The 17,143-nt window shown below is 66.5% G+C and carries 13 protein-coding genes; 8 read left to right on the top strand and 5 right to left on the bottom strand.

Features of this window, described 5'->3' with window-relative positions; genetic code table 11:
* Positions 1 to 1,888 (top strand): type I secretion C-terminal target domain-containing protein (locus tag ACGTNG_RS15085; RefSeq protein ID WP_394797347.1); only part of this gene is annotated, 1,888 nt, incomplete at its 5' end.
* Positions 1,889 to 1,995: 107 nt separating this feature from the next.
* Positions 1,996 to 2,334: a tryptophan synthase subunit beta like protein gene (locus ACGTNG_RS15080; RefSeq protein WP_394797346.1), complete on the top strand. Its 339-nt coding sequence runs from the start codon at positions 1,996 to 1,998 to the stop codon at positions 2,332 to 2,334.
* Between the two features lie 68 nt (positions 2,335 to 2,402).
* Here ACGTNG_RS15080 and ACGTNG_RS15075 read toward each other — a convergent pair whose 3' ends face one another.
* The 5 genes from ACGTNG_RS15075 to ACGTNG_RS15055 form a co-directional block, all read right to left on the bottom strand.
* Positions 2,403 to 4,319, bottom strand: coding sequence for an EAL domain-containing protein (locus ACGTNG_RS15075; protein ID WP_394797345.1), 1,917 nt, complete (start codon positions 4,317 to 4,319; stop codon positions 2,403 to 2,405).
* A gap of 3 nt (positions 4,320 to 4,322) precedes the next feature.
* Positions 4,323 to 5,039, bottom strand: a complete 717-nt coding sequence (locus ACGTNG_RS15070; protein ID WP_394797344.1) for a transglutaminase-like cysteine peptidase — start codon at positions 5,037 to 5,039, stop codon at positions 4,323 to 4,325.
* 75 nt (positions 5,040 to 5,114) lie between these two features.
* Entirely contained in the window at positions 5,115 to 6,287 is a 1,173-nt protein-coding gene (locus ACGTNG_RS15065) for a cation diffusion facilitator family transporter (RefSeq protein WP_394797343.1), read from the bottom strand.
* A 46-nt stretch (positions 6,288 to 6,333) separates the two neighbouring features.
* Positions 6,334 to 7,500, bottom strand: coding sequence for a 1-acyl-sn-glycerol-3-phosphate acyltransferase (locus ACGTNG_RS15060; RefSeq protein WP_394797342.1), 1,167 nt, complete (start codon positions 7,498 to 7,500; stop codon positions 6,334 to 6,336).
* Positions 7,501 to 7,526: 26 nt separating this feature from the next.
* On the bottom strand, positions 7,527 to 8,459 hold the full coding sequence (locus tag ACGTNG_RS15055) for a recombination-associated protein RdgC (RefSeq protein WP_394797341.1): 933 nt from the start codon (positions 8,457 to 8,459) through the stop codon (positions 7,527 to 7,529).
* A 176-nt stretch (positions 8,460 to 8,635) separates the two neighbouring features.
* On the opposite strand from ACGTNG_RS15055, the gene ACGTNG_RS15050 reads away from it, so the two are divergent.
* The 6 genes from ACGTNG_RS15050 to cmk all read left to right on the top strand — a co-directional run bounded on the left by ACGTNG_RS15050 (position 8,636) and on the right by cmk (position 17,107).
* A complete protein-coding gene (locus tag ACGTNG_RS15050; RefSeq protein ID WP_394797340.1) occupies positions 8,636 to 9,055 on the top strand; it encodes an acyl-CoA thioesterase in 420 nt (139 codons plus the stop codon).
* A gap of 106 nt (positions 9,056 to 9,161) precedes the next feature.
* Positions 9,162 to 11,873, top strand: coding sequence for a DNA gyrase subunit A (gyrA, locus tag ACGTNG_RS15045; protein WP_394797339.1), 2,712 nt, complete (start codon positions 9,162 to 9,164; stop codon positions 11,871 to 11,873).
* Between the two features lie 15 nt (positions 11,874 to 11,888).
* Positions 11,889 to 12,992: a 3-phosphoserine/phosphohydroxythreonine transaminase gene (gene serC, locus ACGTNG_RS15040; protein ID WP_394797338.1), complete on the top strand. Its 1,104-nt coding sequence runs from the start codon at positions 11,889 to 11,891 to the stop codon at positions 12,990 to 12,992.
* A gap of 4 nt (positions 12,993 to 12,996) precedes the next feature.
* Positions 12,997 to 14,088: a prephenate dehydratase gene (pheA, locus tag ACGTNG_RS15035; RefSeq protein WP_394797337.1), complete on the top strand. Its 1,092-nt coding sequence runs from the start codon at positions 12,997 to 12,999 to the stop codon at positions 14,086 to 14,088.
* A gap of 2 nt (positions 14,089 to 14,090) precedes the next feature.
* On the top strand, positions 14,091 to 16,421 hold the full coding sequence (locus ACGTNG_RS15030; RefSeq protein WP_394797336.1) for a bifunctional prephenate dehydrogenase/3-phosphoshikimate 1-carboxyvinyltransferase: 2,331 nt from the start codon (positions 14,091 to 14,093) through the stop codon (positions 16,419 to 16,421).
* A complete protein-coding gene (gene cmk / locus ACGTNG_RS15025; RefSeq protein WP_394797335.1) occupies positions 16,418 to 17,107 on the top strand; it encodes a (d)CMP kinase in 690 nt (229 codons plus the stop codon). The genes ACGTNG_RS15030 and cmk overlap by 4 nt, the downstream gene beginning before the upstream one ends.
* The last annotated feature ends 36 nt before the right edge of the window (positions 17,108 to 17,143 follow it).

Below are 17,143 nucleotides of genomic sequence, written 5' to 3'. Positions count from 1 at the left end.
CTACAGTGCGCCGATCAGCCTGCCGCAGGGCGGCGATCAGCAAGTGCAGGTCCGTACTCAGACCCTCGACGACAACGTCGACGAGCCGAACGAGACCTACCAGCTGACCGCCGAGCTGAGCGACGGCACAAGCACGGTCAGCGACACCGGTACGGCGACGATCGTGGACAATGATGATGATGCTCCTACGGCGAGCCAGGGTTCGGCGGCGCTGGACGATGAGGGTCTTGATAGCGGCATTGTCGGCGGCACCTTCGACGATCCCACGACGGCGTCGGCGACCTTTAGCGACCTGCTGCCGATCACCACAGGCGGTGATGTGCCGGTGATGGTGGACTTTGCCGTCATGGATGGAGAAGCGGGCACCATTGGCCAGGAAGACGTCCTCTACGGCTGGGCCAGTGGTGTCCTGACCGCGACGATCACCGACAGCCCCGACACTGGCCGCGTTGGCGAGACGCTGTTCACGGTCACCGTCGACAATGCGACCACCGGCGCCTACACGGTAGCGCTAGCCCGCAACGTGCTCCATGCTGAGGGCCCTAACAACGAGAATGAGACGGATCCCAATGCCGTGCTCACTTACACGGTGACGGACTCCGACAACAGCACAGCGTCAAATAGTCTTATTGTCAGCTTCGATGACGATGAGCCATCAATGAGTACCTTTGCCGGTCTCGTGGTATTGAATGTTGATGATGCGACTGACAGTTATCAGAACACTGGTTTCCTACCAGGTGCCGATGGCTGGGGTGGCATCACTCTAACCGGACCTGTGCTTACTGGTATAACTTATACTTCCACGACACTTGCTGACGGCACTGTGGTACTTACAGCCAATGATGGCGTGAACGATATCTTTACGCTCTCTCTCAGTGAGGATGGCCAGTACAAATTCGTGCTTCTGGACGCGGAGGCTGGAACTGTTGAAACTGATGTAGCTTTTGATAGAGTTGTTGCGGGTTCCCCAGGCTCAGGCTATGACTTTGGTGACGTAGTTGCGACACCTACTGGCACAAATGCGGATATTAATCCCAGTACTACGGGCTTGGCTGGCGATTCCAACAGTCTGACAGTTAACGAAGCCATCACGTTTACTTTTGACAATGCCCAAGATGTAGACCAACTTGTTTTTGGTCTTAAGGCTCCTCAGGGAGCTACTTTCGACTATCAATTCTACAATGGAACTACTCTATTAGAGTCTGATACGGTTTCCTCAAACGCTGCGCCAGAGCTTGTGATAAGTCCGACTGCGCCATTTACAGCAATTGAGCTGACTGTCGTCAGTAGTCCAGCATCGTTGAAAATTACGTCATTGCAAACCATTGACCTAGTGGCAGCTCCTGGGCAGGAACTTCCTTTCTCGGTAAATGCCGTCGATGGTGATGGTGATGCGATTTCTGGAACTATTCATGTTCAGGTGAGCCCAGAGGCCCCACAGGAGCTCAATGCTCCATCTGATCAGCAATCTTTTCAACAGACTGAGCCTGATGTGCAAGCAACAGAAGAGTCCGATGGGGAAACACCACTCCTTTCCACGGAGGGTGACGACGTATTCGCCTTCACACTGGCGGATGCTGGTGTAAGTGAGCTGACAACCATCATAGGCTTTGGTGACAATGGCAGTGACTTCCTGGATCTGCGCGAGCTCCTGCAGGGTGAGGAATCTGAAGATGTCGATCTTACCAGCTATCTCAAGGTTTCACTGGATGGTGACAACACAGTGATCGAGGTCAGTTCTTCTGGTGATTTCAAGGGAACCCCCAGTGATGGAAACGAGGTTGATCAGACCATTGTCCTGCAAGATGTGGATCTTGTAACTGGCTTTGACGATCCTGCTGCCATCATTCAAAATATGATCGAAAATGGTCAGCTAGACATCGATTGATCTTAGTGTTGCTTCCAAATCCCATCGCCCGGCCTTGGCTGGGCGATGGTTTATCCCCTTCAGCGCTGCCGTGTAGGCTTAAGAACTGGACGTTCCAGGAGCTGTTCATGTACATCAAGCGAGACAGTGACGAGCGCATCGAGCTGGTCAGCCGGGAGGAGACGCCGGAGTGCCCGGAATTCCTGGCGGCGGATTCGCCGGAGCTGCTGGCCTTCCTGATGGAGGGTGATGTCGGCAAGAGTGCGGCGCGTTTCCAGGCCTCGGATCTCGCCTTCGTGCGGGTGCTGGAGGACGTGATCGAGCTGCTGATGGACAAGGGGGTGATCAGCTTCACCGACCTGCCGGAGCCGGCCCAGGAGAAGGTGATGGAGCGCCAGACCCTGCGACGCCGCCTCAATGGCCTGCAGTTGGTCTCCGGCAGTGATGACGAGAGTGGCGTGATCTGATCCTGTTGCGTATCGCTCGACCACAAGAAGGGCCGGCGTCCATGAGGACGCCGGCTCTTTTTTTATGGTCAATCCGCCGGCTTCTCGTGCTGGCGAATGCCCGGTCCGGTGGCGCCATCCAGGCCCAGTTCGAAGAGCACGCGGGCCTCTTCCCGGTGCTCGACGCCCTCGCCGATGGCCAGGATGCCCAGCGAATGGCAGAGCGTGGCCATGCCGCGCAGGATGGTCTGCTGCTCGGCGACCCGGTCGATGCCCCTGACCAGGGTCCGGTCGAGCTTGAGGTAGGCGAGGCCCAGGTCCTGCAGGTCGGCGATCCGGGTGAAGGAGGCGCCCACGTGCTCCAGGCCGATCCGACAGCCCAGCGGCTGCAGGGCGTGGCACAGGCTGCGAAAGCTCGTCAGGTCGTGGATGGCCATGGCTTCGGGAAGCTCCAGCCACAGGAGTTCGGCGACGTCGGGCCGCGCCTTGAGTCGGGCCTGCAGTTCCATGACGAAGTGAACGTCCCGGATCGATGCCGCCGACAGGTTGATGCCCAGCGGCTTGCCGCGCTGGGTGATGTCGCGAATGGCTTCATCGATCACCGCCAGGTCGAGCTGGCTGTCGAGTCCCAGGCGCGAGATCCACGGCATGAAGACGCCGGCGGGCTGCCATTCGCTGGCGAGGCGCAGGCGCGAGGGGCACTCGAAGTGCAGGAGCTCGCCCGTCGCACCCAGTACCGGATAGTGGGCCAGGTAGACGCCCTTGGCCATGGCGACCTGGAGGGCGCGTCGCCATTCGTCGTGGCTGGTGAAGAGGCTGCGCCGCTGCGGGCCCTCGGCGATCATCAGCCCCGCGTCGCTGCGCGCTTCGGCCGCCGATAGCGTGCCATCGAGGCTGGCCAGCAGCATGCCGCGCTGATCGCCCTGGGCATAGTCGATCAGCGCGCCGGGCAGGTCCACCGGGCTCCGGGCGTGTTCGCGCATCGCGGTGAGGCGTCTGCCGAGATCGTGGCGTAGCCGTTCCAGGTCGACCTTTCCGGGGAGCAGCATGACGAAGTCGCTGCCATTGAGCCGGCCCACGATGCCGCCGCCGTGCGCCATGGCGAACTGCTCCAGGCCATGGGCCACCTCATGGAGGAGGGCATCGGTCTCGGCGCGCCCCAGTCGTTCGTTGATCTCGGCCAGGTGGGCCAGTCGCACGAGTGCCAGAGCGCCGCTGGCCCGCGCATCCTGGCTATCCAGGTGGAACTGCAGCTGGGAGAGAAACGCCTCGCGCTGCAGCACACCGGTCACCGGGTCGTGCTGCAGCTGCTGGCGTAGCTGGTCGAGCTTCTTGCTCTCCTCGCTGAGCATGGTGCGTACCGCACCGGAGAGATGGTTCATGGCCTCGACCACCTCTCGCAGCTCGCGGGTGCGCGGGGCGGGAAGGGTGGTGAAGCGACGCGCGCCGATCTGCCGGGCCTGCTGGACCACGGCACCCAGAGGCCGGCGAATCTGGCGCACGATCCACCAGGCGAGCAGCAGGCTGATCACCGCGGCGAGCCCGAACCAGCCCACCAGGTTCAGGGTGCTCTGCCACAGCGAGCGGTAGGCGAAGCTGTGCTGGCTTTCCAGCACTAGGGTGCCGAGCTGTCGCCAGCCGTCCTGGACCACGGCGCGGCCGGGCGGGACCTCGATATGCACCAGGTCCACGAACCAGGCCGGCACGTCGCTGATGGCTTCCGCTCCGATGCGCTGCTCGATGATCTCGCCTTCCGGGGAGCGCAGCTCCACCCGCCGGTAGTGTCCGGTGTCGAACTGGGCCGAGACCAGCAGCTCCAGGGTGACCTCGTCCTTGGGCATCTGGCTCATCGTCAACGCCAGGGCGCTGGCATTGTCGGCATTCTTGATCAGCACTTCCTGCTCGATGTAGGCCCGGCTGGCGTTGACCCCGATGAACAGGCTGCCCCCGAAGGCGAGCAGCAGCAGTACCACGACGATCAGCCAGAGCTGCTTGATGAGTGACATGTCCTACTCCCCTTGAATGAATCCCTGCTGCTGCATGCGATCGATCACGCGTCGCCAGCGCGACAGTCGGGCGACCGGGTCGGCGCGGGACTGCGACGAGCCGGCCGCCCACAGGCCGCGACCGTTGAAGCTGAACAGCGGATCGAGATCGGTGCGCTGCGAGCCGCGGGTGATCGAGGGCACCAGATTGTCCAGCACCAACGGGTCTGCCGCGGGCGTCTCGTAGTAGCCCAGCACCATGTGCGCCTGGGTGGCGCTGCTGCGGCCGATGCGCGCGCGCACGTAGATCAGGCGCAGCTCGTCCTCCGGTACATCCAGCTCCTTGAGGGTGACGTACTTGGCGATGGTGAAGTCCTCGCAGTCGCCCTGGCCGCGACCCAGGGTCTCCAGCGGCGTGGCCCAGTAGTCTTCCTGGCGCCAGATGTCGATGTCATCGAGCCAGCGAACGCGCCGGTTGAAGAAGTCGTTGACCCCGCGCAGTTGCTCTTCCAGGTTGGCCGGACGCAACCGGTCGAGCAGCGCGAACCACGCCTCGAGGGACGCGACACCCGGCGCGCCGTACTCGGCCTGCATGGTGCGGCGCAGCCGTTGTGGCGCGAGCCTGGCCGAAGCCGGCGACGGCCCAAGCCCTAGGCCCGCGAGCAGCCACAGGCCACCCAGCCCCGCCACAAAACGGCGACGCCCGGGCGAGTCGAGTGTCCGGTATGACGGGGGAGACATGGGGTTGGCCTGAATGAGCACTTGCTCAAGTCTAGGGGGAGCAGGCGCCTAATGCGAGTGGGGGAGGCGCCGGGCCTACCCCTTGCCGGGACCGAGCCAGACCCGCAGGCGGCCGACCCAGTCGAGCCGGCTGGCGGCCTGGCGCAGCGCCGTCGCCGCCGCGTCGAGATCCTGCCCCGGCGGCAGGGCGTCGACGTAGAGCGAGACGTCGACCTGATTGTCCAGGTAATGGAGATCCAGATCGACGCGGGCGTGCCAGATCGGCAGGTCGTGCCAGGCCTGGTCGAGCACGCCCTCGACGTCGGCGCGCAGCGGCGGGCCCGGGCGCAGGCTGTGTTCGGTTTCCCCCGCATCGTCCTCGGGATCGATATGGAAGGTCACGTCGTGCAGGTTGGGGAAGGCCTCGCGCAGTCGGCGACTGGCCTCGTTGCCGATCTCGTGAGCCTCGGACACCGTGACCCGCGGGGGCACCACGATATGCAGGTCGAGCAGGATGTCGCTGCCGAGCTTGCGGGCGCGCAGGTCGTGTACGCTGCGCACGCCCGATACCTCTTCGGCCGCGCGCTGCATGGCGTCACGCTCCTCGGCGGGCAGCGCGGTGTCGATCAGCTCGCGGCCGGACTCCCAGAGCAGTCGTCCGCCGACCTGGCCGACCATGATGCCCACCACGATGGCGGCGAGGGCATCCATCCAGCCCACGCCGACCTGAGCCGCCACCAGGCCGACCAGCACCACCACGGTGGAGAGCGCATCGGAGCGTGAGTGCCAGGCATTGGCCTCGAGCAGCCGCGAATTGACGCGCCGGGCGACCCGCATGGTGTAGCGAAAGATCCACTCCTTGGCGAGCAGGGCGATCACGGCGATGCCGATGGCCCAGAACCCCGGGGCGGGGATCGGCTCGCCCTCGAGCAGCCGGCCGATGCTCGCCCAGGCAATGCCGCCGGCGACGAAGATCAGCACGCTGCCGAGCCACAGCGTCGCCAGGGTCTCGATGCGGCCGTGACCGTAGGGGTGGTTGCTGTCGGGCTCCTGGCGGCCGAAATGCATGGCGGCGACCACGAAGAGGTCGGTCAGGATGTCGGAGAAGGAGTGGATGCCATCGGCCACCAGTGCCGCCGAGCCCACCATGAAACCAGCGACCATCTTGGCGACGCCCACGGCGAAGTCGATGACGGCGCCGATCAGCGTGACACGATGGGCCTCGCGGGTCTGGGCGGCGCGGTCCGGCGCGCCGCCGTGCCCGTGCATCGGCGCGTTACTCGCGTGCGATGACTCGTTCCTCATGCCGCGGGGCTCACGGGCAGCGTCCGGCCTTGTTGAGCACCGGATTGGCGTACTGCGTCAGCCACCAGTGACGCAGTTGCTCGGGCACCGTCTGCAGTCTCGCCTGGAAGCGCGCGCGGTCGGCGTCGCTGACCTCACTCATCGCGAGCAGCTCCGGGGCCTCGCCCAGCGCCTCGAGGGCCAGGTAGTGGCTGGGGAAGAGGTGGTAGCCGGCGAGCACCTGGCGATCGACCTCGGCGGCTACCTCCTCGGGGCCCGCGAGATCGGCCGAGAGCGGGGTGCCGAAGGTGAGCTGCACGCGGCCCTTGTGGCCGGTAATGCCGGCGACGATCGAGCTGATGTCCTCGAACTCGCTCTTCTCGTAGTTGCCGCTGTCCTCGAGGGCCTGCAGCTCGCGGGCCTTCTGCAGATCGCAGGGATCGTACTCGTAGCTGATCGACACGGGCACCAGGCGCAGCTCGGCGACGGCCTCGCCGATGCCGGCCTGGCGATCCTCGCCGCGCCGGGCCATGGTCAGCATCTTGATGATTGCCGGGTCGGTCCGGTCGATGCCGTCCTTGGCACGCCCCTCGCGCTGGGCCATCCAGATCGAGTGGTTGTCTTCGAGGATGGAATGGCGGATATAGGCGGAGAGCTGCTGGTAGGCGGCCAGCATGGCGCGCTTGCCCCGGGCGCTGCGCGGCACGATGAAGCTCTTGTTGAGCCGCATCAGGTCGTTGACGTAGGGCTTCTTGAGCAGGTTGTCGCCGATGGCGATGCGCACGGTGTCTCGCCCGGCGAGATAGAGCGCGTAGTTCACGAAGGCGGGATCCATCGAGATGTCACGATGGTTGCCGATGAAGAGATAGCCGGTGTTCGGGTCCAGCCGCTCCAGCCCCTCCACCCGGAAGTCGTCGGTGGAGTTCCTGAGCATGCGCTGCATGTAGCTGGCGATGCGCATCTGGAAGTCGTGCACGCTGCTCACGTCGCGGGTCTCACGGCGGATGGCGAAGCTCGCCAGCGTCCGCGACAGCCGCGGCAGGAAGCGAGCGAGGCGCGGCAGCCGATAGCGGGTCAGGGCGTCCAGCAGTTCGCCATCGTGGACGAGGCGCTCGAGCACCTCGGCCACCTCGGCGTCCTGATAGGGGCGAATCTCGGCCCAGGGATCGGCTGCGGGGGTGTCTTGTGTCTCGGTCATGTGTTCCAGGCTGTGGTCGTGGGCGATCAGGCGCTCGGGGCGTCGCCGGCACTGCCGGCCTCGCCACCCAGCCACTCGATCAGGCGCTCGATATTCTCGGCCAGCGCCTGTGTCATCAGGATGAAGTCGGTCTCCAGCCGCACCAGCGCATCATCGCCGTCGTCGGCCTGGGAGGCCTCGTCGATGAGGGCATCGTCGAAGCGCAGCGACTTGATCGCCAGGTCGTCATGCAGCACGAAGCTTAGCCGGCCCTCGATCGACAGGGCCAGCTTGCTGGCCTGGCGGCCGCTCTCCAGCAGCTGCTGGATCTCGTCGCTATCCAGGTCGACCTGGCGGGCACGCAGCACGCCGTCGTCGCCCTTGGCCTTTAGCTCCACCTGGTCGCCGAGCACCAGGTCGGCCGGTCGCGAGCCGGGGTCGCCGAGCCAGGTGGTCATGGCGCGCATGGGCAGCGTCTGGCTGGCCAGCGGGGTCACCTTGAGGCTGCCCAGGGTCTCGCGCAGCAGGTCGAGCAGCTCTTCGGCGCGGGTGCGCGAGCTTGAGTTGATGGCGATCAACTGGCGGCGGCTGTCCCACCACAGGTCGACCTTCTGGCTGCGCACGAAGGCGCGGGGCAGCAGCTCCTCGTAGACCTGCTCCTTGATGGTGAGCTTCTCCTGGCGACGCAGCTTGCGGCCCTCGCTGGCCTCGATCGCCTCGCTGCGCTCCTCGACCTCCTCGCGGACCACCGAGGCGGGCAGGATGCGCTCCTGGCGCAGCGCGGTCAGCAGTCGCTGACCCTGCAGCTCGTGGAGCAGCTGCGTGCCGGCGCGTCCGGCCGGCGCGGACCAGCCCAGGCGGCGGGCCTCGCTGCCGCCCAGCGGACGAAAGGCCTGCTCACCGAGGGCGGTTTCCAGGCTGGTGGCATCCAGCTCGGGGGCGTCGTGCAGGCGGTAGAGATGCAAGTGCTTGAACCACATGGCGCATTTCCCGGGAGAAAAGGGGGCACATTATGGCCAAAGGGCGGCGTGGGTGCCAGCACTCGAGGCCATCGCCGCCACGGCGTGTTCAAACGGTGGTTTGAACGTCGATGGCCCGGCTGGCTAGAATCGACGCCTTGCTCGCCGATAAATTTTCAAGCCCAGGAGCCGTCTGCATGGATTCTCGCCTCTCCCGTACCACCCTGCGCGTCAGGGGCTATCACCTGGATGGCTATGGCCACGTCAACAACGCGCGCTATCTGGAATTCCTGGAGGAAGGGCGCTGGGCCTACTTCGATGAGCGCCCCCGCCTGGCGAGCTTCCTGGCCCGCGGGGATCTGGCCTTCGTCGCGGTCAACCTCAACATCGACTACCGGCGCGCGGCGGTGGCCGGTGACGACCTGGAGGTGCTGACCCGACTCTCCGAGATCGGCACGCGCCGTGCCCGCATCCATCAGGAGATCCGTCGCGTGGCCGACGGCAAGGCGGTGGCCAGTGCCGACATCACCTTCGTGCTGCTCGATGTGGCGACCGGCAGGGCGGTGACTATCGATGGCGAGATCCGTGAGGCCATGGCGCAGCTGGTGCTCGCCTAGCTCCCTTATCAGCATCCGGGATGGTATGATGTAAGGCTGTTATTGCGCGCCATGTCACGGCCACGTGACGCGCCAACCTGTTGCAGTGCAAAGGATTCGACGACCCATGGGTGACATCGCCAGAGAGATTCTGCCAGTCAATATCGAGGACGAGCTCAAGCAGTCGTACCTCGATTACGCGATGAGCGTGATCATCGGCCGTGCGCTGCCTGACGTGCGCGATGGCTTGAAGCCGGTGCATCGGCGCGTGCTGTTCGCCATGCACGAGCTCGGCAACGACTGGAACAAGCCATACAAGAAGTCCGCCCGCGTGGTGGGCGATGTCATCGGTAAGTACCATCCCCACGGGGACAGTGCCGTCTACGACACCATCGTGCGCATGGCCCAGGACTTCTCGATGCGCCACGTGCTGGTCGATGGCCAGGGCAACTTCGGCTCCATCGACGGCGACAGCGCCGCCGCCATGCGTTATACCGAGGTCCGCATGGCCAAGCTCTCCCACGAGCTGCTGGCCGACCTCGATAAGGATACCGTCGACTGGGTCGACAACTACGACGGCACCGAGCGGATCCCCGACGTGCTGCCGACCAAGGTGCCCAACCTGCTGATCAACGGCTCGTCGGGCATCGCGGTGGGCATGGCGACCAACATCCCGCCCCACAACATGGGCGAGATCATCAACGCCTGCCTGGCGCTGATCGACGACTACACCCTGAGCGTCGACGACCTGATCGAGCATGTCCCCGGCCCGGACTTCCCCACCGGCGGCATCATCAACGGCCGCGCCGGCATCCTCGAGGCCTACCGCACGGGCCGCGGCCGCATCTACGTGCGCGCCTGTCACACCATCGAGCATGACGACAAGACCGGTCGCGACCACATCATCGTCAGCGAGCTGCCCTACCAGGTGAACAAGGCGCGGCTGATCGAGAAGATCGCCGAACTCGTCAAGGACAAGAAGATCGAGGGCATCGCCGAGCTGCGCGACGAGTCCGACAAGGACGGCCTGCGGGTGGTGATCGAGGTCAAGCGTGGCGAGTCCGGCGAGGTGGTGGTCAACAACCTGTTCGCCCAGACCCAGCTGCAGACCGTCTTCGGCATCAACATGGTCGCCATCGAGGACGGCCAGCCGAAGATCATGAACCTCAAGGAGATCCTCGAGGCCTTCATTCGCCACCGCCGCGAAGTGGTCACCCGGCGCACCCTGTTCGAGCTGAAGAAGGCGCGCGAGCGCGGCCATATCCTCGAGGGCCTGGCGGTCGCCATCTCCAACATCGACGAGGTGATCGAGCTGATCAAGTCCTCGCCGAACGCCTCCGAGGCCAAGGAGAAGCTGCTGGACGCCTCCTGGCAGCCGGGGCAGGTCACCGGCATGCTCGAGCGGGCCGGGGCCACCTCGTGCAAGCCCGAGGACCTGGAGGAGGGTTTCGGCCTCAGCCAGACCGGCACCGACTATCGCCTGTCGCCGGCTCAGGCCCAGGCGATCCTCGAGCTGCGCCTGCACCGTCTGACCGGGCTCGAGACCGAGAAGCTCCTCGACGAGTACCTCGCGATCCTCGAGAAGATCGCCGAACTCACCGCCATCCTGGCCTCCGCCGATCGCCTGCTCGAGGTGATCCGCGAGGAGCTGATCGCGGTGCGCGACCAGTTCGGCGATCCGCGCAAGACCGAGATCCAGGCCAGCCACCTGGACCTGCGCCTCGAGGACCTGATCGCCGAGGAGGACATGGTGGTCACCGTGTCCCGCACGGGCTATGCCAAGACCCAGCCGCTCTCCGACTACCAGGCCCAGCGCCGTGGCGGTCGTGGCAAGTCGGCCACGGCCATGAAGGACGAGGACGTCATCGAGCACCTGCTGGTGGCCTCGACCCACGACACCGTGCTGCTGTTCTCCAATCGCGGCAAGGTCTACTGGCTGAAGGTCTACGAGATGCCGGTGGCCAGCCGCGGCTCCCGCGGCAAGCCGCTGGTCAACCTGCTGCCACTGGACGAGGGCGAGGCGATCAACGCCATCCTGCCGGTGCGCGACTACGACCCCCAGAGCTACATCTTCTTCGCCACCGCCAAGGGCACGGTCAAGCGCACCAGCCTCGAGCAGTTCTCGCGGCCACGCAGCGTGGGCCTGATCGCCATCGACCTCGACGAGGACGATCGCCTGGTCGGCGCGGCCATCACCTCGGGTTCCGATCACGTGATGCTGCTGTCGTCCAACGGCAAGGCGATCCGCTTCGAGGAAGGCAACGTGCGCGCCATGGGCCGTACCGCCCGCGGCGTGCGCGGCATGCGCCTGCTCGAGGACGCCGAGGTGATCAGCCTGATCATCCCGCAGAGCCAGCAGATCGATGCCGAGGCCGATGTCGAGGTCGAAGGCGAGGAGGGCGCGACCGTCGAGGCTGGTAACGGCGGCCAGATCTACATCCTCACCGCCAGCGAGAACGGCTATGGCAAGCGCACCCGCCTCGAGGAGTTCCCGCTGCGCGGCCGCGGCGGCCAGGGCGTGATCGCCATGCAGACCAGCGAGCGCAACGGCGCCCTGGTGGCGGCCATGCAGGTGTACTCCGCGGACGAGATGATGCTGATCACCGACCGCGGCACCCTGGTGCGCACCCGCGTCGAGGAGGTCTCCACCACCTCGCGCAACACCCAGGGCGTGATGCTGATCCGCCTGGGCAACGACGAGAAGCTGGTCAAGACCGTGCGGGTCGACGAGCCCGAGGAAGCGCCTGAGGCGGAGGTCGAGGAAGACGCCGTGTCGACGGGCGACGACGAGTCCGCGGCCGGTGAGGCGGATGCCGGCGGCGAGACCGGCGAGGAATAAGGACACACAACGCTGATGACACGTCACTACAACTTCTGCGCCGGCCCGGCGGCCCTGCCGTCCGCCGTGCTGGAGCGTGCCCGGGACGAGATGCTGGATTACCAGGGGCGCGGCCTCTCGGTGATGGAGATGAGCCACCGCTCGCCGGAGTACGTGGCCATCGCCGAGCGGGCCGAGGCGGACCTGCGCGAGCTGCTGGCCATCCCGGATAACTACCGGGTGCTGTTCACCCAGGGTGGCGCGAGCCTGCAGTTCTCCGCGGTGCCCTACAACCTGCTGGGCCGTGGCGGTCGCCCCAACTTCCTGCATACCGGGATCTGGGGCAAGAAGGCGATCGCCGAGGCCCGCCACCTGGTCGGCGACGTGCATGTCGCCGCCAGCAGCGAGGGCAACGGTCATAGCGCGGTGCCGCGCCAGGAGGAGATCGTGCTCTCCGATGACGCGGCCTACCTGCACTACACCGCCAACGAGACCATCGGCGGGCTCGAGTTCGACTACATTCCCGAGGCGCGCCGCCCCGATGGCACCGAGGTGCCGCTGGTCTGCGACATGTCCTCGAGCATCCTCTCGGGGCCGCTCGATGTCTCCCGGTTCGGGGTGATCTACGCCGGAGCCCAGAAGAACATCGGGCCCGCCGGCCTGGTGGTGGTGATCGTGCGTGACGACCTGCTGGATCGCGCCCGCGACGACATGCCGTCGCTCCTTGGCTACCGGGCGCTGGCCGAGGCCGGCTCCATGGTCAACACTCCGGCGACCTACAGCTGGTACCTGGCCGGGCTGGTGTTCGAGTGGCTGAAGCACGATATCGGCGGGCTGGCCGCCATGGATGCCCTCAATGCACGCAAGGCCGCCAAGCTCTATGCGGCGATCGATCAAAGCGCGCTCTACGCCAACCCCATCACGCTCGGCAATCGTTCGCGGATGAACTTGCCCTTCGTGCTGGCCGACGCGAGCCTCGATGCGGCCTTCCTGGCCGAGGCCGAGGCGGCGGGGCTGCTCAACCTCAAGGGGCATCGCAGCGTCGGCGGCATGCGGGCGAGTCTCTACAACGCCGTGCCCGAGGCCGCCGTCGACGCGCTGATTGCCTTCATGGCCGATTTCGAGAAACGCAAGGGATAACTCCATGACCGAGCCATCCGTCAGTCTCGAGGCGCTCAGGCAGCGCATCGATGCCCTGGACAACGACATCCTGCGCCTGATCAGCGAGCGCGCCGCCTGTGCCCAGGAGGTCGCCGAGATCAAGGCCGAACACGAGCCCGGCGGCGTCTTCTACCGCCCCGAGCGTGAGGCCCAGGTGTTGCGTCGCGTCATGGAGCTCAACCGTGGCCCCCTGGACAGCGAGGAGATGGCGCGGCTGTTTCGCGAGATCATGTCGGCGTGCCTCGCCCTCGAGCGGCCGGTCAAGGTCGCCTACCTGGGGCCGGAGGGTACCTTCACCCAGCAGGCCTCGCTCAAGCACTTCGGCGAGAGCGCCATCAGCCTGCCGATGGCCGCCATCGACGAGGTGTTCCGCGAGGTGGAGGCCGGCGCCGTCAACTATGGCGTGGTGCCGGTGGAGAACTCCACCGAGGGCGTGATCAACCACACCCTCGACTCCTTCATGGACTCCAGCCTGCGCATCTGCGGCGAGGTGGTGCTGCGCATCCACCATCACCTGCTGGTGGGCGAGACCACGCGCCGGGACAAGGTGTCGCGGGTCTACTCCCATCCCCAGTCCTTCGCCCAGTGCCGCAAGTGGCTCGATGCCCACTTCCCCCACGCCGAGCGGGTGCCGGTCTCCTCCAACGCCGAGGCGGCGCGCCTGGTCAAGACCGAGTGGCACAGCGCGGCCATCGCCGGCGACATGGCGGCCAAGCTCTACGGCCTCTCCAAGCTGGCCGAGAAGATCGAGGATCGCCCGGACAACTCCACGCGTTTCCTGATCATCGGCAACCAGGACGTGCCGATCTCCGGCGAGGACAAGACCTCGTTGGTGGTGGCGATGCGCAACCAGCCCGGCGCGCTGCACGACCTGCTCGAGCCCTTCCATCGCCACCATATCGACATGACGCGTCTCGAGACGCGCCCGTCGCGCAGCGGCGTGTGGAACTACGTCTTCTTCATCGACTTCAAGGGCCACCGCGAGGAGCCCCAGGTCGCGGCCATGCTCGAAGAGGTCAAGCTGCGGGCCGCCGAAGTGAAGGTGCTGGGCTCCTACCCGGTCGGCGTGCTCTAGGCATGGCGGGTGAGGTGCGCGAGGCGCGGATCCTGATCGTCGGGCTCGGCCTGATCGGCGGCTCGCTGGCCGCCGCTCTCCGTGCCGCCGGTTACGGGGCGGCGAAAGAAGCCGCCGCCGGCGACGGGGCGGCAAAAGAGGGCGCCGCCGGCTACGGGGCCGGCGGTCAGGGCGAGCTTGTGGCCTGCGATCCCGACGCCGGGGAGATCGCCCGCGGCATCGAGATGGGTTTGATCGATCGCGGCGACACTCGCCTCGAAGCGCTCGTCGAGGGGGCGTCGCTGGTGGTGCTGGCGGTGCCCGTGATGGCCATGGGTGGCGTGATGCGCGAGCTCGCCGGCTGCCTGGAGAGGGCCGCGCCCGATGTCGTGGTCACCGACGTGGGCAGCGCCAAGGCGGCGATTCGCCGCTCGGCCATCGCCGCCTTAGGGCGGATGCCGACCAACCTGGTGCTGGGCCACCCCATCGCCGGTTCCGAGAAGAGCGGTGTGGCCGCCGCCGATCCGGCCCTCTATGCCCGCCACAAGGTGATCCTGACCCCCGAGCCCGATACCGACCCGGCCGCCATCGCCCGGGTGCGGCGGCTCTGGGCGTGCTGCCAGGCCGAGGTGCTGGAGATGGCGGTGGAGCGTCACGACCAGGTGCTGGCCCGCACCAGCCACCTGCCGCACCTGCTGGCCTTCTCGCTGGTCGACACCCTGGCCCGCCAGGACGAGCGGCTGGAGATCTTCCGCTATGCCGCCGGCGGCTTTCGCGACTTCACCCGCATCGCCGGCAGCGATCCGGTGATGTGGCGGGACATCTTCATCGCCAATCGCGACGCGGTGCTCGCCTCCCTGGACGACTTCGAGGCGGGGGTGGCGCGCCTGCGCCGCGCCGTGGAGAGCGGCGACGGCGACGCCATGCTGGCGACCTTCGATCGCGCCAGCCATGCCCGGCACTATTTCGAATCCCTGCTCAACCAGACCAGTTATCAGGCGGAGTATCAGATGCAACAACACGGCAAGCTGTGCTTCCGGGCGAGTCCCGGCGGCACCGTCGCCGGGCGGATTCGCGTGCCCGGCGACAAGTCGATCTCCCATCGCGCCATCATGCTCGGGGCGCTGGCCGAGGGGGTCACCGAGGTCAAGGGCTTCCTCGAGGGCGAGGACAGCCTGGCCACGCTGCAGGCCTTTCGTGAGATGGGCGTGGCCATCGAGGGGCCCCACCAGGGGCGCGTGACCGTACACGGCGTCGGCATGCATGGCCTCAAGGCGCCCGCCGGTCCACTCTACGTCGGCAACGCCGGCACCGCCATGCGCCTGTTCGCGGGGCTGCTGGCCGGCCAGGCCTTCGATACCGAGCTCACCGGCGACGCCTCGTTGACCAAGCGGCCCATGGGGCGGGTCGCCGATCCGCTGCGCCTGATGGGGGCCCGGATCGATACCGCCGAGGGCGGCCGTCCGCCGCTGCACATTCACGGCGGCGAGTCGCTCACCGGCATCACCTATGACATGCCCATGGCCAGCGCCCAGGTGAAGTCCTGCCTGCTGCTCGCCGGTCTCTACGCCGAGGGCGAGACCCGGGTGCGCGAGCCGGCACCGACCCGCGACCACACCGAGCGGATGCTGGCCGGCTTCGGCTACGCGGTCGAGCGCCAGGGAGACACCTGCTGGCTGCAGGGGGGAGGCCGGCTCAGCGCCGCGCCCATCGACGTGCCCTCGGACATCTCCTCGGCGACCTTCTTCCTGGTCGCGGCGGCGATCACGCCGGGCTCGGACCTGGTGCTCGAGCACGTCGGCATCAACCCGACCCGCGTCGGGGTGATCAATATCCTGCGGCTGATGGGCGCCGATCTGCGCCTCGAGAACGAGCATGAGGTGGGCGGCGAGCCGGTCGCCGACCTGCACATTCGCCATGCGCCGCTCGAGGGCATCGACATTCCCCTGGATCAGGTGCCGCTCGCCATCGACGAATTCCCGGCGCTGTTCATCGCCGCCGCCAACGCCACGGGCACGACCCGGCTGCGCGGGGCCGAGGAGCTGCGCGTCAAGGAGTCCGACCGCCTGAAGGCCATGGCCGATGGCCTGGCCATCATCGGGGTCGAGCATAGCCTGCTCGAGGACGGCATCGACATCGTCGGCGGAGGTCGTCCGGAAGGCGCCAACTACGGCGGCGGGCGCATCGATAGCCTGGGGGATCACCGCATCGCCATGTCGTTTGCCATCGCGGCGCTGCGCGCCGGCGAGCCGATCGAGATCGACGACTGTGCCAACGTCGCCACCTCCTTCCCCGGCTTCATCGACCTGGCGCGTCGCGTCGGGCTGACCCTCGAGGAGCAGGAGGCATCATGAGCAGCGCGGCACCGGTTCTCACCATCGATGGCCCCGGCGGGGCCGGCAAGGGCACCATCAGTCGCCTGGTCGCCGAGCGCCTGGGCTGGCACCTGCTGGACAGCGGCGCGCTCTATCGCCTGACCGCCCTGGCGGCGGTCAAGCACGAGGTCCCGCTGGATGACGAGGCGCGGATCGCCGAGGTCGCCCGCGGCCTCGACGTGGTCTTCGTCGCCGAGCCAGACACGACCCGCGTGCTGCTGGAGGGCGAGGAGGCCACCACGACCATTCGCACCGAGCAGGTGGGTGATGCGGCCTCCCGGGTCGCGGCCCTGCCGGCGGTGCGCCAGGCCCTGCTGCAGCGGCAGCACGACTTTCGCAAGCCCCCGGGGCTGGTCGCCGACGGGCGGGACATGGGCACCGTGGTCTTCACCGGGGCCCCCCTCAAGATTTTCCTCACCGCGAGCGCGGAGGAGCGGGCCCACCGCCGTCAGCGTCAGTTGCAGGAAGCGGGGGGCGATGCTAGTCTATCGAGTCTTTTGAAGGAGATTCAGGCGCGCGATGCACGCGACATGCAGCGCAGCGTGGCACCGCTCAAGCCGGCCGATGACGCCATTACGCTTGACACCACGCGCCTGACGATACCGGAAGTGGTGGATCGGCTGACGGAACTGCTGACCGAGCGTGGTCTGGCATCCGCCACCTGAAACTCCCTTGCGGCGTCCCCGGGAAGATGTGATGAC

The organism is Halomonas sp. B23F22_3 (assembly GCF_043496965.1).
Taxonomy (GTDB): Bacteria; Pseudomonadota; Gammaproteobacteria; order Pseudomonadales; family Halomonadaceae; genus Halomonas.
Note: the sequence above shows the minus strand (reverse complement) of the source record. Positions and strands in the feature narration are given on the sequence as shown.